The organism is Pseudomonas sivasensis, from assembly GCF_021391435.1.
GTDB classification, from domain to species: Bacteria; Pseudomonadota; Gammaproteobacteria; order Pseudomonadales; family Pseudomonadaceae; genus Aquipseudomonas; species Aquipseudomonas sivasensis.
Genome location: NZ_CP090029.1, coordinates 4616669 through 4632898, shown reverse-complemented (window position 1 = coordinate 4632898; position 16230 = coordinate 4616669). Strand labels below are relative to the sequence as shown.

17 protein-coding genes are annotated in these 16230 nt (G+C 59.4%); 8 read left to right on the top strand and 9 right to left on the bottom strand.

The window, feature by feature from the left end:
* The first annotated feature begins 277 nt into the window (after nucleotides 1-277).
* From LRO94_RS20895 to LRO94_RS20885, 3 genes are read left to right on the top strand one after another with little or no spacing between them, the layout of a single operon-like run.
* Nucleotides 278-1399 carry a beta-ketoacyl-ACP synthase III gene (locus LRO94_RS20895; protein ID WP_032887699.1) on the top strand — a complete coding sequence of 374 codons (1122 nt, stop codon included), beginning with the start codon at nucleotides 278-280 and terminating at the stop codon, nucleotides 1397-1399.
* A 37-nt stretch (nucleotides 1400-1436) separates the two neighbouring features.
* Entirely contained in the window at nucleotides 1437-2051 is a 615-nt protein-coding gene (locus LRO94_RS20890; RefSeq protein ID WP_032887701.1) for an RNA polymerase sigma factor, read from the top strand.
* On the top strand, nucleotides 2045-2278 hold the full coding sequence (locus LRO94_RS20885; protein ID WP_032887702.1) for an anti-sigma factor family protein: 234 nt from the start codon (nucleotides 2045-2047) through the stop codon (nucleotides 2276-2278). Before LRO94_RS20890 ends, LRO94_RS20885 begins: the two co-directional genes overlap by 7 nt.
* Nucleotides 2279-2398: 120 nt before the next feature.
* Here LRO94_RS20885 and LRO94_RS20880 read toward each other — a convergent pair whose 3' ends face one another.
* Nucleotides 2399-3745: a putative porin gene (locus tag LRO94_RS20880; protein ID WP_032887704.1), complete on the bottom strand. Its 1347-nt coding sequence runs from the start codon at nucleotides 3743-3745 to the stop codon at nucleotides 2399-2401.
* A 283-nt stretch (nucleotides 3746-4028) separates the two neighbouring features.
* Between LRO94_RS20880 and LRO94_RS20875 the strand changes: the two genes are divergently transcribed.
* The gene (locus LRO94_RS20875) at nucleotides 4029-5153 is read left to right on the top strand and encodes a GNAT family N-acetyltransferase (RefSeq protein ID WP_179180032.1); all 1125 of its coding nucleotides are present in this window, start codon (nucleotides 4029-4031) and stop codon (nucleotides 5151-5153) included.
* A 12-nt stretch (nucleotides 5154-5165) separates the two neighbouring features.
* Here LRO94_RS20875 and aqpZ read toward each other — a convergent pair whose 3' ends face one another.
* From aqpZ to LRO94_RS20850, 5 genes are all read right to left on the bottom strand, one after another.
* Complete coding sequence (gene aqpZ / locus LRO94_RS20870; protein WP_179180033.1) at nucleotides 5166-5867, bottom strand: aquaporin Z; 702 nt, start codon at nucleotides 5865-5867, stop codon at nucleotides 5166-5168.
* Between the two features lie 325 nt (nucleotides 5868-6192).
* Nucleotides 6193-8025: an ABC transporter ATP-binding protein gene (locus LRO94_RS20865; protein ID WP_095185393.1), complete on the bottom strand. Its 1833-nt coding sequence runs from the start codon at nucleotides 8023-8025 to the stop codon at nucleotides 6193-6195.
* 81 nt (nucleotides 8026-8106) lie between these two features.
* Nucleotides 8107-8670: a peptidylprolyl isomerase gene (locus tag LRO94_RS20860; protein ID WP_032887711.1), complete on the bottom strand. Its 564-nt coding sequence runs from the start codon at nucleotides 8668-8670 to the stop codon at nucleotides 8107-8109.
* Between the two features lie 3 nt (nucleotides 8671-8673).
* Nucleotides 8674-9477: an alpha/beta fold hydrolase gene (locus tag LRO94_RS20855; protein ID WP_179180034.1), complete on the bottom strand. Its 804-nt coding sequence runs from the start codon at nucleotides 9475-9477 to the stop codon at nucleotides 8674-8676.
* A 14-nt stretch (nucleotides 9478-9491) separates the two neighbouring features.
* Nucleotides 9492-10415: a LysR family transcriptional regulator gene (locus LRO94_RS20850; RefSeq protein WP_032887714.1), complete on the bottom strand. Its 924-nt coding sequence runs from the start codon at nucleotides 10413-10415 to the stop codon at nucleotides 9492-9494.
* A gap of 49 nt (nucleotides 10416-10464) precedes the next feature.
* Here LRO94_RS20850 and LRO94_RS20845 point away from each other — a divergent pair, with 49 nt between their 5' ends.
* The 4 genes from LRO94_RS20845 (at nucleotide 10465) to LRO94_RS20830 (ending at nucleotide 13105) form a co-directional block, all read left to right on the top strand.
* A complete protein-coding gene (locus LRO94_RS20845) occupies nucleotides 10465-10779 on the top strand; it encodes a hypothetical protein (RefSeq protein ID WP_032887716.1) in 315 nt (104 codons plus the stop codon).
* Between the two features lie 151 nt (nucleotides 10780-10930).
* Nucleotides 10931-11533, top strand: a complete 603-nt coding sequence (locus tag LRO94_RS20840; protein WP_095185395.1) for an FMN-dependent NADH-azoreductase — start codon at nucleotides 10931-10933, stop codon at nucleotides 11531-11533.
* A 211-nt stretch (nucleotides 11534-11744) separates the two neighbouring features.
* Nucleotides 11745-12620, top strand: coding sequence for a carboxylate/amino acid/amine transporter (locus tag LRO94_RS20835; RefSeq protein ID WP_179180035.1), 876 nt, complete (start codon nucleotides 11745-11747; stop codon nucleotides 12618-12620).
* Nucleotides 12621-12688: 68 nt separating this feature from the next.
* Nucleotides 12689-13105, top strand: coding sequence for an Lrp/AsnC family transcriptional regulator (locus LRO94_RS20830; RefSeq protein WP_032887722.1), 417 nt, complete (start codon nucleotides 12689-12691; stop codon nucleotides 13103-13105).
* Between the two features lie 28 nt (nucleotides 13106-13133).
* Here LRO94_RS20830 and LRO94_RS20825 read toward each other — a convergent pair whose 3' ends face one another.
* From LRO94_RS20825 to LRO94_RS20815, 3 genes are read right to left on the bottom strand one after another with little or no spacing between them, the layout of a single operon-like run.
* The gene (locus LRO94_RS20825) at nucleotides 13134-13811 is read right to left on the bottom strand and encodes a phenylalanine--tRNA ligase beta subunit-related protein (RefSeq protein WP_032887724.1); all 678 of its coding nucleotides are present in this window, start codon (nucleotides 13809-13811) and stop codon (nucleotides 13134-13136) included.
* A gap of 4 nt (nucleotides 13812-13815) precedes the next feature.
* Nucleotides 13816-15033 carry an ATP-grasp domain-containing protein gene (locus LRO94_RS20820; RefSeq protein WP_032887726.1) on the bottom strand — a complete coding sequence of 406 codons (1218 nt, stop codon included), beginning with the start codon at nucleotides 15031-15033 and terminating at the stop codon, nucleotides 13816-13818.
* A 12-nt stretch (nucleotides 15034-15045) separates the two neighbouring features.
* On the bottom strand, nucleotides 15046-16227 hold the full coding sequence (locus tag LRO94_RS20815; protein ID WP_179180036.1) for an MFS transporter: 1182 nt from the start codon (nucleotides 16225-16227) through the stop codon (nucleotides 15046-15048).
* Nucleotides 16228-16230 lie beyond the last annotated feature (3 nt).

Below are 16230 nucleotides of genomic sequence, written 5' to 3'. Positions count from 1 at the left end.
CTCCCGATGGCGGTCTATCAGAAACAAATTCTGTAACTGACACACCGCTATCGGGAGCAAGCCCCTACCACACATTAAAAAGGTGTTTGTCTGGGAAGTGGCGCCAAACCCCAGCGTTTGTGGCAAACTTCGCGCCCATAAATGCCGGGATCGTCGTAGCAGCGACGCGATGGAATAAAGCGATGCCAGTTTGATGTCCGCTGGGCGGAATAGAACTACTCACAGTTTGGTACGACGGTACCAATATCTTCTGCCTGACAGATTTAGAGGAACGACCGTGCATAACGTCGTCATCAGCGGCACTGGCCTTTACACCCCTGCCAACAGCATCTCTAACGAAGAGCTGGTGCAGTCTTTCAATACCTACGTGCAGCAGTTCAATGCTGACAACGCCGCTGCCATCGAGCGTGGCGAGGTGCAGGCGCTGACTGAGTCCAGCGCGGCCTTTATCGAAAAGGCGTCAGGCATCAAGAGCCGCTTCGTGATGGACAAAGACGGCATTCTCGATCCGCAGCGCATGGCCCCACGCCTGCCTGAGCGCAGCAACGACGAATGGTCGGTGCTCTGCCAGATGGCCATCGGCGCCGCCGAACAAGCCCTGCAGCGTGCAGGCAAGACCGCCGCCGACATCGACGGCGTGATCGTCGCCTGCTCCAACCTGCAGCGCGCCTACCCGGCCATTGCCATCGAAGTCCAGGAAGCCCTGGGTATCGCCGGGTTCGGTTTTGACATGAATGTGGCGTGCTCCTCGGCGACCTTCGGCATCCAGAACGCCGCCAACAGCATCCAACTCGGCCAGGCCCGGGCGATCCTGATGGTCAACCCGGAGGTCTGCACCGGCCACCTGAACTTCCGCGATCGCGATAGTCACTTCATCTTTGGTGACGCCGCCACCGCTGTGGTCCTGGAACGTGCCGACCTGGCAACGTCCGAGCACCAGTTCGATGTGGTGAGCACCAAGCTGCTGACCAAGTTTTCCAACAACATCCGCAACAACTTCGGCTTCCTCAACCGTGCGGCGGAAGAGGGCATCGGCGCGCCCGACAAGCTGTTCGTGCAGGAAGGCCGCAAAGTCTTCCGCGACGTGTGCCCGATGGTGGCCGAGCTGATCGGCGTGCACCTCGAAGAAAACCAGTTGAACGTGGCCGATGTGAAACGCTTCTGGCTTCACCAGGCCAACCTGAGCATGAACCACCTGATTGTGAAGAAACTGCTGGGCCGCGAAGCCACGGTAGAAGAGGCCCCGGTGATTCTCGATACTTACGCCAATACCAGCTCCGCTGGCTCGGTGATTGCGTTTCACACCTACCAGGATGACCTGCCCAAAGGGTCGGTTGCGGTGCTCAGTTCGTTCGGTGCAGGTTATTCCATCGGCAGCGTGATCCTGCGCAAGCGTTGATCCTGCGACAGGCCTTGCAGTGAAATCGAGGTAGACAATGGCAGCAGCGGACGACGCGCATCTGCTTGAACGCCTGCTCAAGGGTGATCAACGGGCTTACAAGGAGTTGGTCACCACCTACCAGAGCGCCATGCGGGCGGTGGCATATGCCATCGTCGGCCAGCGCCATGCCGACGAAATCGTCCAGGACGCCTGGCTGTCGGTAGTGCGCAACCTGTCCAAGTTCGAAGGCCGGTCCAGCCTCAAGACCTGGCTGCTGACCATCACCGCTAACGCCGCCAAGGGGCGCTACAAGCAGAATCGTCGTGAGGTGTTGCTCGACGATTTGCCTTCGCCCCACGGCACCATCGGCGATGACCGCTTTACCCCCGACGATGGCCACTGGGCGGTCGCCCCCTTTGCCTGGCATCAGGACACGCCGGAAGCCTTGCTGACCGAGGATGAGCTGCGTGATTGCCTGGAGCATACGCTGCTGAGTTTGTCGCAGTTGCAAAGCAGCGTCCTGGTGCTGCGTGAACGCCAGGGCCTGGAGTTGGAGGAGATTTGTAATCTCCTGACGCTCTCACTCTCCAATGTCCGTGTGCTGTTGCATCGAGCACGGCTTAAAGTCTTTGCCACGGTGGAGCATTTTGAGGAAACGGGCGAATGTTGACCTGTAAAGAACAAGTGGCACGTTCCAGTGACTATCTCGATGGGCAATTGACCTTTCGCGAGCGCTTGCTGGTGCGTCATCACTTGATGTTCTGCCCGAACTGCCGCCGGTTTATCCGTCAGATGCGCCTGATGCAGGCGACCCTGAAGATCATGCCGGATGAGCCGGTGAAGGATGTGGATGCCTTGGCGCAACGGCTGGCTGCCGAGCGGCTCAAGGATCAATAAAGGCGGGGTAGAAGCAGACTCGCGTGGCGCGATCGAACGGATGATGGGGATCGATCTCGCCACGCAAGGCTGTTGCAACCACCTCGGGCCGTCCTGGCCCAAGGCTTATTACACGTACTGTTAGAACTTGGCTTCTGCGTCCAACTGCAGGGTATTGGCATTGGCGTCGCGGTAACCTGCGACGCTGGCGTAGTCTGCCTTGGTCAGGAAGTAAGTCGCGCCGATGGCGAAGTTCTTGTCGATGTCGTAACCGACCTTGAACTTGTGGCCCCGTGCACCGGTGAAGCCGCCGGCGAAGTCCGAGTCGGTGAGGGCACCCACCACCGCGTAACGCTGCACATCGCGGTAGTTGTAGTCCAGGTTCAGGCCAAACACCTTGGACTTGGCACCCAGCAACCAGGCTGTGTCCTTGTCTTTATCAGTGGCTTTGGTGTTTTGCACGTACTGGCCGTAGAACGACAACGGTACGGCCAGGCCGCCGATATCGATTTGGCTGAAGCCTTCGTACAGGCGGTATTCGCTGGCATTGCCGGCCGTGGTGTTCGCCACGGTTTCAGCCGGTGTCAGGCACTGGAAGGAACCGGCGGTCGGGCAGCGGCTGTCTTCGTCATTCTGGAACGCATAGACACTGCCGCCCAGCGTCAGCTTCAGGTTGTCGGTCAGGGTGAAACGCGAGCCCAACTGGCCGGCGGTCATGCGCAGGTCATTGCGAAATTGCACGCCGTCGCCATTGACGTTGTCTTTGAGGTTGTAGTTACCCAGGCTGCCGAACAGCTCGGCGCTGCTCCCCAGTGGGTATTTGTAGGTCAGGGCCAGACCTTCCGGGTTGATATCGCTATCCCAGATCACGTCGCCCATGCTGACCCACGGTTGCAGCATCTTGCCGCCGATCACGTGCAGGTTTTTGATCTGGTCCGGGTGGTAGTCGATGTAGCCCAGGTCCAGCCAGATCGACTTCTTGTTGAAGTAGCCATCCAGGTCCTGGTTGGTGGAACGGGCGTCGTCGCTGCTACCGGTAGCAATGCGGATGCCGGTATCCACTTGTGGGTTGATTTCGGTGTAGGCACCCAGACGCGCGCGGATGCGCTCACGGTCCTTGTCCTTGCCGCCATTGTTGGGGGTGCCATCGATCTTGATTGTCTCGTGGCGGAAACGTACGTCACCCTTGAATTGTGTCTTGGCTGCCCAAGCCAGCTTCTGGTCGAAGCTGCTCAGCTCATTGGTTTTTTTCGCGGTGGCCGCGATCTGTTCGTTGCTCTCTTGCTGAGCTTGCCGGGCGATCTGCTGTTCTTTCTGGTCTTTGGCCAACTCGTTTTGCAGTTCGGTGTACTGCGAAGCGGTGATCTGGCCGTTGGCCTTGAGCATGTCGAGCAGTTTAGCGTCGACTGCAGCGCTGGCCGGAACGCTCAGGGCCAGTAACAGGCCGCCGCACAGGGCCGCCGCAGTTTTAGTGGAAGCAAGACGCATATCAATCTCCGAAAGTGAGGAGGGATGGCAAACCATCCAGGACACAACCGACCGATGACGGACGGAAAAATAGCCGACTGGTAGAACCAGGCGCTCTAAAAACAGGCGTCAGTATCGCGATGGTTTATGACGCAGCAGTGGCGAAGTGATGTCATCTGTGTGACAAATTCTTTTGCTTCGGAACTATTGTTTTAGAGCCTTGTCGGGCGATTTGAGGGTGTGTGAAACCTAGCGATAAGCGATACTCGCGGAGCTTTTACGCCCTGATGTAGTGAGGATGCCGATGCCGTTGCAACGCCTGCAAAGCTTGTCCGAAATAGCCCCGCAGACCTGGGATGCCTTGGTGCCTCAGGCCCAACCGTTCGTGCGGCACGCGTTCCTGAGCGCCCTCGAAGATAGCGGCAGCGTCGGCCCGCACTCCGGCTGGCAGCCGGAGCATTTACTGCACTGGGAAGGTGATCGGCTGGTGGCGGCACTGCCGGGTTATCGCAAGTGGCATTCTTATGGCGAATACGTGTTCGATCACGGTTGGGCCGATGCCTGCGAGCGGGCCGGTATCGAGTACTACCCCAAAATGCTGACAGCTGTACCGTTCAGTCCGGTCAGTGGCCCGCGCCTGTTGGCGGCCAACGCACAGGACGGTTTCGAACTGCTCAACAGCCTGCCGGGCTACCTGGAAATCGAAGGGCTATCCAGTGCGCATATCAACTTTACCGATGCCTTGGCCGATGAGGCCTTAGCCCTGCAACCTGGCTGGATGCAGCGCCTGGGCTGCCAGTTTCATTGGCAGAACCGTGGCTACCGTGACTTCCAGGATTTCCTCGACGCCCTGAGTTCACGCAAGCGCAAGCAGATGCGCAAAGAGCGTGAGCAAGTGGCGGGGCAGGGTATCGACTTCGAATGGTTGCAGGGCCATGAGTTGAGCGAGGCGCAGTGGGATTTTGTCTACGCCTGCTACGCCAACACCTACGCGGTGCGCCGCCAATCGCCCTACCTGACCCGCGCGTTTTTCAGCCTGCTGGCCGAACGTATGCCCGAGGCAATCCGGGTGGTGCTGGCCAAACAAGGCGCGCGGCCGGTGGCCATGGCCTTCAGCCTGATCGGCGGTGATAGCTTCTACGGCCGCTACTGGGGTTGCCTGGCGGAGTTCGACCGCCTGCATTTCGAAACCTGTTTCTACCAGGGCATGGACTACGCCATTGCCCACGGCGTGCAACGCTTCGACGCTGGCGCCCAGGGCGAGCATAAATTGATTCGCGGGTTTGAGCCGGTGATCACCCACTCATGGCATTACTTGCGCCATCCAGGGTTGAAGAATGCCGTGGAGGATTTTCTTGAGCGTGAGCGGGTAGGGATTCTGGCGTATGCCGAAGAGGCGAGGGCGGCCCTGCCTTATCGGCAGGGCTGACCCCCGCTGGTTTCAGGCTGAGTCCTCCCTGCCCAGCCATCGATAGGTAACACCGCCGATGACCGCACCGAGGATCGGCGCGAGCCAGAACATCCACAATTGCTGGATCGCCCACCCGCCCACGATCAGTGCCGGCCCGGTACTGCGAGCCGGGTTGACTGAGGTGTTGGTGACAGGGATGGAGATCAGGTGGATCAAGGTGAGCGCCAGGCCAATGGCAATGGGCGCGAGGCCCTTCGGGGCGCGGTGGTCGGTGGCGCCGAGGATGATCAGCACGAACATGGCCGTCATCACCAGCTCGCACACCAACCCCGCCGCCATCGAATAACCGCCCGGCGAATGCTCGCCATAGCCGTTGGAGGCCAGCCCGCCGGCCAGTTCAAAGTCCGGCTTGCCGCTGGCGATGAAGTACAACAATGCGGCGGCGACTACCCCGCCAATGACTTGGGCCACGATGTACGCCGGTAACTCCCTGGCCGGAAACCTCCCGCCCACTACCAGCCCCACCGATACCGCCGGGTTGAGGTGACAACCGCTGATATGCCCAATGGCAAACGCCATGGTCAGCACCGTGAGCCCGAACGCCAGGGACACGCCCAACAACCCGATCCCGACAGCAGGAAACGCGGCGGCCAACACCGCACTCCCGCAACCGCCCAACACCAGCCAAAACGTACCCAGCCCCTCTGTGACTGAACGCTTGAACAAAGACATGCAGCACGTCCTTGATAGATCACTCTACCGAATCAGTAAATCAATGATGCTCCCTGCAGATTTACTTCAGCGCCCGTCTGGGCACTGCACTCAGTACAGCACGGTTTTTACACAAATCCAGGCGATGAAAAAGCGCCAAAGGGCTGTGGGCGTTGGCGCGAACTGCACATTCTACTGAGGGGCTGGCTACTGAATGGCTGTGAGCAAATGTGGGAGAGGGCTTGCCCCCGATAGCCGTGTGTCAGTCACCGATGCAGCAACTGACACACCCTCATCGGGGGCAAGCCCCCTCCCACATTTTGAACGGCGTATAGGATTGAAATCCTCAGTCGATTCCGACAAACCCGCCCGTCTGGTGCTGCCACAACCGCGCATACAAGCCCTTATGGGCCAGCAACTCGGCATGGCTGCCGCTTTCGGCAATCTGGCCTTTCTCCAGTACCACCAAGCGATCCATCCGCGCAATCGTAGACAAGCGGTGTGCAATCGCAATCACGGTCTTGCCTTTCATCAGGGTTTCCAGGCTTTCCTGGATCGCCGCTTCCACTTCCGAGTCCAGGGCCGAAGTGGCTTCGTCCATGATCAGGATCGGCGCATCTTTGAGAAGCACGCGTGCGATGGCAATACGCTGACGTTGGCCACCGGAGAGTTTCACCCCGCGTTCGCCCACGTGTGCATCCAGCCCGGTGCGGCCTTCGGAGTCTGACAGCAGTGGGATGAACTCATCGGCGCGAGCCTTGTGCACGGCGGCCCAGAGCTCTTCGTCGGTGGCGTCGGGCTTGCCGTACAGCAGGTTGTCGCGGATCGAACGGTGCAGCAGCGAGGTGTCCTGCGTGATCATGCCGATTTGGGCGCGCAGGGATTCCTGGGCGACCTCGGCTATGTTCTGGCCATCGATCAGGATGCGCCCGCCTTGCAGGTCGTACAGACGCAGCAGCAGGTTGACCAGGGTTGATTTGCCCGCCCCGGACGGGCCGATCAGGCCGATCTTTTCACCGGCCTTGATCTCAAGGTTCAGGCCGCCAATGATTCCGCTCTGTTTGCCGTAGTGGAAATCCACCTGCTCAAAGCGTACTTCGCCACGGGGCACCGTCAGGCGCGGCGCGTTGTCGCGGTCAATCACCGCCAATGGCTGAGCGATGGTCTTGAGACCGTCCTGCACCATGCCGATGTTTTCGAAGATGCCGTTGACCACCCACATGATCCAGCCGGACATGTTGACGATACGGATCACCAGACCGGTGGCCAGGGCAATCGCGCCCACGGAAATCAGCGACTGTGTCCATAGCCACAGGGCGAGGCCGGTGGTGGTGACAATCAGCAGGCCGTTCATGGTGGTGATCACGATGTCCATGCTGGTCACCACGCGGCTGGCCAACTGGGTTTTTTCGGTCTGCTCGATGATCGCTTCCTTGGCGTACTCCTGTTCGGATTGGGTATGGGCGAACAGCTTCAAGGTGGTGATGTTGGTGTAGCCGTCGACGATGCGGCCCATCAGTTTGGAGCGCGCCTCGGAGGAAATCACCGAGCGCTCCTTCACCCGTGGCACGAAGTAACGCAGTGCCAGGCTGTAGGCGATGATCCAGGTCACCAGCGGGATCATCAGGCGCCAGTCGGCCTCAGCGAACAGCACCAGCGAACTGATGGCGTAGATCGCCACGTGCCAGATCGCATCCACCGCCGCCACGGCGGAGTCGCGCAGGGAGTTGCCGGTCTGCATGATGCGTTGGGCGATACGACCGGCGAAGTCATTCTGGAAGAAGTTGAGGCTCTGTTTGAGCACATAGCTGTGGTTCTGCCAGCGGATCAGGCTGGTCATCCCGGGGCTGATGGTCTGATGCACCAGCAAGTCATGCAGTGCGCCGAAGATCGGGCGCAGCAACAGGGCGACCACGGCCATCCAGATCAGCTCGGTGCTGTGGACCTGGAAGAAGTCAGCGGGCGGGGTGCCTTGGGCGAGGTCGATGATGCGGCTCAGGTAGCTGAACAGCGCGACTTCGATCAGCGCACCGATCAGTCCCACTACCAGCAAGGCGGCAAAGTGCGGCCACACCTGGCGCAGGTAGTAGAGGTAGAAGGGCAGGACTTTATCGGGAGGGGCTTCGCTGGGTGCGTCGCGGAAAATATCGATCAGTTGTTCAAAACGACGATAGAGCATTGAGTATGACGCCCGCTGTGCGGGCTCTCCTTTCAAATGCGCGCGCCGCCTTGTGGGCCGCGCGCGGAACTACCTGCTACCTCAGTCGATGCGCTTGGCCGACTTGATGTACACAGGATCGATTGGCACGTTCTGCATGCCCTGCTTGGTAGTGGTTTGCGAGTTGACGATCACATCAACCACGTCCATGCCCTTGACCACTTTGGCGAACACGGCATAACCGGCATCGCGACCCGGATCGAGGAAGGCGTTGTCAGCCACGTTGATGAAGAACTGGCTGGTCGCCGAGTTCGGGTCATTGGTGCGCGCCATGGACAAGGTGCCACGCACGTTATGCAGGCCGTTGCTGGCTTCGTTCTTGATCGGTGCTTCGGTCGGCTTTTGCGACATCGACTGGGTAAAACCGCCACCCTGGACCATGAAGCCCGGGATCACACGGTGGAAAATCGTGTTGGTGTAGAAGCCCTTGTCGACATAGGCCAGGAAGTTCTTGGTACTGATCGGCGCCTTGACCGGGTCCAGTTCGATTTCAATGTCGCCGTTGGTGGTGGAGATCAATACGTGTGGCGCCTTGGCGGGTTCGGCCGCCATCAGGTTGGCAGCGAACAGAACGGAACCGGCAAAGAAGGCGATTTTTTTCAGCATGGGTCAGTGATCCTGGGTAGTGGTTTCGACTGTCTCTAGAAAATCGAGCAGGGTGGTATTAAAGACTTCGGGTTGGTCCAAGGGCGTGGCGTGGCGGGAATCCTTGATCACCACCAGCCGCGCATCGGGCAGCAGTTTTACATAGTTTTCTTTCTGGGCCACGGGGGTGTAGTCGTGGTCGGCGCTGATGACCAGGGTTGGACAGGTAATCCTCGAAAGTCGTTCCTGCACGCCCCAGCCCACAATCGCATCGAAGCTGGCGAGATAAGCACGTTTGTCGTTTTTTGCCCAGCGTTCGGCCATCTTGCGGCGCAGGTCGGCCTGCGCGGGTTTGGGGAACAGCCGGTCGCCGAGGGCCTTGCCGATGGTCGCCAGGCTGAGCACGCGGGCCAGTGTCCAGCGCTTGGCCCACTGCCAATAGTCATCGGCACTGCGCACCTTGACCTCGGGTGCGCCGTTGACGATGCACAGGCTTCTGACCAACGTAGGTTCATCCACGGCTAACTGGAAAGCGATCATGCCGCCCATGGACAGGCCCACCACATGAGCGGCAGGCAGGTTCAGGTGCTCGAACAGCGCCACCACGTCATGGGTGAACCCTGGGATGCTGTAACGCTCACGCGGTTTGTCTGAGCGACCATGACCGCGTACGTCCACCACGATCACTCGGTAGTGCCTGGACAGTACCGGAATCTGCAATTCCCAATCCTGGCTGCTGGAGCCCAGGCCGTGGATCAGCACCAGCGGTGTACCGTGGCCGTATTCCTCGTAGTGCAGGCTGCATCCTTCGTGGTCGAACCAGGCCATGGATGAACTCCGTTTCAGGCTTGTTGGGGGGCGGCGAAAGGTGCGTCCAGGGGCGCCGTGTCAAACGTGCGCAGTAACTCCACGAGAATCTGCGTCGCTGGCCCCAGGGGTTTGTCCTTGTTCGAGTACAGGTAGAACGCGGGGTGACGGCTGCCGCCCTGTTCCAAGGGTAGTTGCTTGAGCACGCCCTCGGCGAGTTCGCGTTCGATCATGTGCCGCGGCAGCCAGGCGAAGCCCAGGCCGCTGCCGACAAAGGCGGCCGCGGTGGCCAGGCTGCCGACGGTCCAGCGTTGTTCGGCGCCGAGCCAGCCCACATCCCGTGGCTGCTGGCGGCCGGAGTCGCGGATCACCACTTGCATCTGGCTTTCCAGGTCCTGGAAGCTCAGCTCGCGATTCATACGGTGCAGCGGATGCTCGGGGTGGGCCACGGCGACGAATTCCACGTCGCTCATTTCCGTGCCCAGGTAACCGGGGATGCTGAAGCCGCAGATCGCCAGGTCGGCCACGCCTTCGATCAACAACTCTTCAACGCCGGACAACACCTCTTCACGCAGGCGCACGCGGCAACCACGGCTTTGCGGCATAAAGGCCGTGAGGGCGCGCACCAGGCGGGCGTTGGGGTAGGCAGCGTCCACGACCAGCCGCACTTCGGCTTCCCAGCCCTGTTCCATATGGTGGGCGAGGTCTTCCAGCTGACTGGCGTTTTTCACCAGTTGCCGGGAGCGGCGCAACAGCACTTCACCGGCGTCAGTGAGCACGGCTTTGCGCCCGTCGATGCGCAGCAGCGGCACGCCAAGCTGGTCTTGCATACGGGCCACGGTGTAGCTCACCGAAGATTGCGAACGGTGCAGCGCTTCGGCCGCCTGGGCGAAGCCGCCATGGTCGACCACGGCTTGCAGCGTGCGCCATTGATCGAGGGTAACGCGGGGCGCTTTCAAGATAGGTTCCTCTTGTCCTAAGCTGGCGGTCCTTATTGGAGACTGCCGAATGAGAAAATTTTGTTATGTGCTGTTGGCGCTGCTGCCGATGAGCGCGTTTGCGTACCCCATCGACGTGACAAAAAAGATCAGTGGCGTGAGCGTGGACTACACCGCCTCAGACGTGGACGGCGACATCAGTTCGATTCAACTAAACAACTACGGCACCAACGATGCCTTGTGCTCGGTAGTCTTCACCAATGGCCCGGAGGCCCCCCGCCGACGCACGGTCTCGGTGCCGGCAGGCAAAAGCACCAACACCACGGTCAAGTTCAACCGCGCCATTATCAAGATGCGGATTGCCTTGGACTGCGCGCCAAAATAAAGGGGTAGCGGAGCATGTCTACAGGAATACTCCGCATATCAACAAATTTCTAGATGGGTTATAGCAGTTTTTTGCGCTTTTTTATCGAATGAGCCATGGTTAATCTTTTCTCCATCGACTTACAGCATTTACAGATGGAGCCTACGAAGCCATGTCCAACGTTCTGATCATCGAAAGCAGCGCCCGCCAGCAGGACTCGATCTCCCGTCAACTGACCCAGCAGTTCATCAGCCAATGGCAGGCCGCCCACCCGGCAGACCAGATCACCGTGCGCGACGTGGCCCTCAACCCGGTGCCACACCTGGACGCCAACCTCCTTGGCGGCTGGATGAAACCTGCGGATCAGCGCAACGACAGCGAGCAGGTGTCCCTTAACCGCTCCAACGAATTGACCGACGAACTGCTCGCCGCCGACGTACTGGTGATGGCCGCGCCGATGTACAACTTCGCCATCCCCAGCACCCTCAAGGCCTGGCTGGATCACGTGTTACGCGCTGGTGTGACCTTCAAGTACACCCCCACCGGCCCACAGGGTCTGTTGACCGGCAAGCGTGCCATTGTCCTGACCGCGCGCGGCGGCATCCACACCGGCGCCAGCTCCGATCACCAAGAACCGTACCTGCGCCAGGTCATGGGGTTTATCGGGATTCATGACGTCACCTTCATTCACGCCGAAGGGGTGAACCTGAGCGGTGACTTCCAGGAAAAGGGCATCAACCACGCCAAGGCCCTGCTGGTGCAGCTCGTGGCATGAGCCGCTTGATCCTTTAATCGTCAGATAATCGCGCGGTGTTTATATCGCTCCACGCAAACCCTTCAAGTACGCGTACGAACCTCCCTTTGCACTTGTTGCTCCTAAGTGCTCCTGCCCGACTGACGCTTTAGCGAGGTCGGGTTTTTTTTGCCCTGAGTTTCTTCAAACCCTGAAAACCTTTAATGTCGCGCCCATTCGAAGCGAGGCACACATGGGCTATCTACTGGTTGTCACCCTGATTCAGGCATTTTCCTTCAATCTGATCGGCGAATACCTCGCCGGTCATGTCGACAGTTACTTCGCTGTGCTGGTACGCGTCGTGCTGGCCGGGCTGGTATTTATCCCGCTGACCCGCTGGCGCTCGGTAGAGCCGGCCTTCATGCGAGGCATGCTGGTGATCGGCGCGCTGCAGTTTGGCGTGACCTACGTGTGCCTGTACCTGAGTTTTCGCGTGCTCACGGTGCCGGAGGTGTTGCTGTTCACCATCCTCACGCCGTTGCACGTGACGCTTATCGAAGATGCGCTTAACCGGCGGTTCAATCCCTGGGCCCTGGTCGCCGCCTTGGTGGCAGTGGCGGGGGCGGCGGTGATTCGTTTCGATCAGATCACGCCTCACTTCCTGATGGGCTTCCTGCTGCTGCAACTGGCCAACTTCACCTACGCCGCCGGGCAAGTGATGTACAAGCACCTGGTAGCGCGTTATCCGAGTGACCTGCCGCACTACCGGCGCTTCGGTTACTTCTACCTCGGTGCGTTGCTGGTGGTGTTGCCGGCGTTCCTGCTGTTCGCCAAGGCCGACTTTCTCCCGCAAGCGCCGCTGCAATGGGGTGTGTTGGTGTTCCTCGGGTTGGTCAGCACGGCGCTGGGCATGTACTGGTGGAACAAGGGCGCGTGTTTGGTGCATGGCGGCACGCTGGCGGTGATGAACAATCTGCATGTACCAGTGGGGTTGTTGCTGAACCTGCTGATCTGGAACCAACACGAACCCCTGGGCCGCCTGGCGTTGGGTGGGTTGGTGATTCTCGGGGCGGTGTGGATCAGTCGGTTGGGCATAAAGCCTGCGCCTGGCGTAAAGTCTGCGACGTGATGGCCCCAAGGCATGCGTGAGCGGCAATGAAAGTCTGTTATAGAAAAGAACGGTGTGGGGGCGGCAGAGTGGACAAGATTGATGAACTGATCATTGCAGCCTTGAAGGACGACTCCCGGGTCAGCCTGGCGCAATTGGCGCGGCAAGTTCATAAGTCGCGAACAGCGGTGGAGTCGCGTGTCCAGAAGTTGATTGAAAAGGGCATCATCCTAGGCTTCACCATCAACGTAGCCGAGGGCGATGAGACCCTGCAAGCGGCGTTCTTGATGCTGACGCTCAATGGCAGCAACTGCCACCTGGTGTTTCCGAAGATCCAGCAGTTCAGCCAAGTGGTGCACGCCTACTCACTGTTTGGCGACGTGGACATGATGCTCGACGTTCGCTACAGGAGCTTTGAAGAACTGATGGTCTTCAAGGAAAGCCTGCTTAACATCGAGCATGTGAAGGAAGTCGTGGTCAACCCCGTGCTGAAGGCCTGGCGCTAGGCGCCGGCCGTTTCTTCAACTGTTGGCTTCAGGCGTGATCGCGAACCGTTTCAAGGAAGTGATGGCTAAGGTTCGGCATTTTCTGACGAAGCGTGTCCACCAGCTCTTCGATGACGCCTTGGTTGAATTGAAGCGACGTGTCGTCATGCCCCAGGATCACCACCAGAAGCCTTGACGAGTCCTTCGTCAGCCGGAAGTCATGGGCGTCGGCGTCAACCTTGCCGATGCTCGCCAACGGCACATCCCCGCAGGTATAGACGATATCGCCAACGGGAATGGTGATGGCCTTCTTGGCGAACAGTGGGCGTAGAACCCTCGGTTTGTCCGAGCGCATCACGTAGATGTCATCTTTCTGATGATAGGTGTGCACACCGATGCTGACCCCATGGCGGATCGAGACTGCGTTATAGGCGTCAACGATGTTGTTGATGGGGTACACGCCTTTGGCGATGAAACGCCGCAGCAGCTTTTCGTTGGCGCTGACGGTGTTTTCGTAGCCGAGTTTTTTGAGCTGCTTGGCAAACCCTTCATACACGATGTTCGAGTCCAGCTCATTGAGGCGGGATGCGACGTGGTTCAGGTTGCTCTGCAACACCCCGACGAAGCTTTGGTCGTCTGAAACGGTGATGTCTTCGATAACCGCGGCGCACGCATTATTGATGCCCAGCTCACAGGCTGATTTTTTGATGATCAAGCGACTTTGCATAACCTTAGCCCCAGAGTAGTTTTCGAAGGTTCGCGGTACTGGTGTCCAGTTGCAGCGCCGAAGGACTCTGTAGCCAGAACAGCCCCGGACAGGTGGCGAAGTCAATCGTGACCGGCGTGGTATGACCGGGAGCGATGAAGTACCGGTGGCCGCAATAGGCCTCGTCCGCCTGGGCACTCTGGAGGGCCTGGGGAGAGGGAGGATCGAAGGTGCGTTGTGCATCGGAGCAGAAGAAACCGATCCGGCCATGGCTGATCTGGCTCGCTGCATCAGCTTGCGGGCGTGGGTGGCCGAGGTAGCTGTCGATCGACAGCGACAGCAAGTCGGGGTGATAGACCTGTTGAAACAGAAGGGGCGCGATGCCGCCGTGCAAGCGACCTCCGGCTTCAATCATCACCGGCCCGGCATCGGACCAAATGATCTCCATATGAATCGGCCCGACCCGCACGCCGAGCGCCGCGGCTGCCTGGCGGGCGTAATCGGTCAGCGGTTGCAGGTGCGCAGCCTGGGGATCAAGCGTGTCCAGGCTTTCGTAGACAAACATGCTGCCGTTCTTCTGGATCTTGGTGTACTTGCAGACACTGGCAATGATGTACGTGCCGTTGAAGGCGACCATATCCACCACGTACTCCGGCCCCGCGATAAACGACTGCACGATAAACCCGAGGTTGACCTCACCCAGGTCATTCTTCTGCTGCCAGGCCGCGTTTCTCAACGCGGTTTCTGCTTCGCCTTTGCCTTGGGCAAACACCACGCCTTCGGTGGCGGCCGAATTCAGCGGCTTGACCACATAGGTGGCCGACTCTTCCAGCTTGGCCACCACTTCGCCAATGCGGCTTGGCGAGCTCAACAGGTGCGAGTCGATGTGCGCCAACTGGTGTTTTTTCAGCGCCTGCTGCATGGAGAATTTGTTGCGCCGCAGGTCGCTGGTGATACGGCTGTTACCCGGAATGCTGAGCAACTCCGTCAGGTAGTCCGTGAGGTAGATGGCGGTTTCGCAACCGGCGATTACTGCGCTCAAAGACAACGTTTCCAGGGTGATCAGCAGGCTCTCTTCCCAGTGATACACCTCATGGAAATTCTCAGCGACCAGGTCGTTGGTGAAGTGTTCGGGCAAGGCGCGTGTGGAGATCACGGCGATGCACCGTATGCCCTGCGCGTTGAGCAGGGGCGCATAGAGCTTGCCCGTGGAGAATGGGTCAACAATCAGTACGGTTTTCACGTCGTGCAATCCTTATTCCGTGGTGGCGGCAGGCGAGGCTGCGGGGGTCAGGTTCCACGCCAGTACGGCAGTGGCCAACAGGCCGGCGGAGACGATCATCAACAGCCGTGCGCCTTCGAGTCCGAGAAAGCCCGAGGTGGTAAAGAACGTCAGGATCATCGGTGCCGAGCCACTGACCAGCAGGTAGTAGAGCGAGCTTTTCGCGGCGATGACGTCGGCTACCCGGTCGTTGGGCGCCGATTCGATCAGGGTTTTACGCAGTTGGATCCGCAGGCTGTTGATGCAAAAGCCCAGCAGGAACGCAGCGGCCATCATCACGTAGAGACTCTGGAAGTAGACGATTGCCACGTCCGCCAGAATCACCAGTGCGATGGCCCCATAGCTGTTGAGCTTGATACGCGGAAGCACGGCGGCGCTGAAGGCCCCCAGGCCGGCCAGGCCACTGGCGACGCCAAACAGGGTGGCGTTCCACTCATTGAGCTTTTGAAAAACGATAGGCACCAGGCTGTTGAACGCGCCGATATGGAAGCCGATCATGCTCAACACAATGATCAGAATGTAGAGGTTGCGCGGCAGGTCCAGCGGCGCGGCGGCGGTGGAGGCTGCGGTCTGATCGGTGCCTTTTGCGCTGGGGCTGTCGGCCACCAGGTAGACGCCCGCCAGTGACACAATCGCCGCCAGGCTGATGATTTGCAGCGTCTCGTTGACCGAGAACACATCCACGATCAAACCGCCCAGGAGCGCACCGCCGAAGGCACCGATCTGGATGGAGGTTTGCATCAACCGCGCGCAGGTATCGCTGTCGGTGAGGCCTGCCAGCACCAGCTTGGTGTTTTTCGATTCCAGGGTACTGATGGTGAAATAGTCGGTGACGCCCACCACAAACGCGATCGCCAGGAAGCCGATCGGCAGCAAGGCGGCCTGGGTAAACGACAATCCCAGGACGGCGGCGAACGCAGCCAGGCGTATGTACAGCAGCCGTTTCAGGCTGAGTTCAATCGTGAAGAACTTGCCGATGTACTGTTCACATAAATAGGGCACCACGGTCGCTACACACAAGGTGGCGCCTACCAGGAATGTGGACCCGGTGGTCTCAAGGCCAAACCAGACCATCGCGATCACAATCGCCATGTCGAGGCCGGTGAAGAGGGTCACGATTGAATAGAACGCGGTCAGTGTCGAATTAGTCTTCATGGG

Bases quoted from the DNA above. Each gene is read 5' to 3' on its own strand.
- LRO94_RS20865 (WP_095185393.1), bottom strand. From the start codon at position 8,025: ATGCTCTATCGTCGTTTTGAACAACTGATCGATATTTTCCGCGACGCA.
- LRO94_RS20840 (WP_095185395.1), top strand. From the start codon at position 10,931: ATGTCCAACGTTCTGATCATCGAAAGCAGCGCCCGCCAGCAGGACTCG.
- LRO94_RS20875 (WP_179180032.1), top strand. From the start codon at position 4,029: ATGCCGTTGCAACGCCTGCAAAGCTTGTCCGAAATAGCCCCGCAGACC.
- LRO94_RS20860 (WP_032887711.1), bottom strand. From the start codon at position 8,670: ATGCTGAAAAAAATCGCCTTCTTTGCCGGTTCCGTTCTGTTCGCTGCC.
- LRO94_RS20815 (WP_179180036.1), bottom strand. From the start codon at position 16,227: ATGAAGACTAATTCGACACTGACCGCGTTCTATTCAATCGTGACCCTC.
- LRO94_RS20825 (WP_032887724.1), bottom strand. From the start codon at position 13,811: ATGCAAAGTCGCTTGATCATCAAAAAATCAGCCTGTGAGCTGGGCATC.
- LRO94_RS20845 (WP_032887716.1), top strand. From the start codon at position 10,465: ATGAGAAAATTTTGTTATGTGCTGTTGGCGCTGCTGCCGATGAGCGCG.
- LRO94_RS20880 (WP_032887704.1), bottom strand. From the start codon at position 3,745: ATGCGTCTTGCTTCCACTAAAACTGCGGCGGCCCTGTGCGGCGGCCTG.
- LRO94_RS20885 (WP_032887702.1), top strand. From the start codon at position 2,045: ATGTTGACCTGTAAAGAACAAGTGGCACGTTCCAGTGACTATCTCGAT.
- LRO94_RS20855 (WP_179180034.1), bottom strand. From the start codon at position 9,477: ATGGCCTGGTTCGACCACGAAGGATGCAGCCTGCACTACGAGGAATAC.
- LRO94_RS20835 (WP_179180035.1), top strand. From the start codon at position 11,745: ATGGGCTATCTACTGGTTGTCACCCTGATTCAGGCATTTTCCTTCAAT.
- aqpZ (WP_179180033.1), bottom strand. From the start codon at position 5,867: ATGTCTTTGTTCAAGCGTTCAGTCACAGAGGGGCTGGGTACGTTTTGG.
- LRO94_RS20890 (WP_032887701.1), top strand. From the start codon at position 1,437: ATGGCAGCAGCGGACGACGCGCATCTGCTTGAACGCCTGCTCAAGGGT.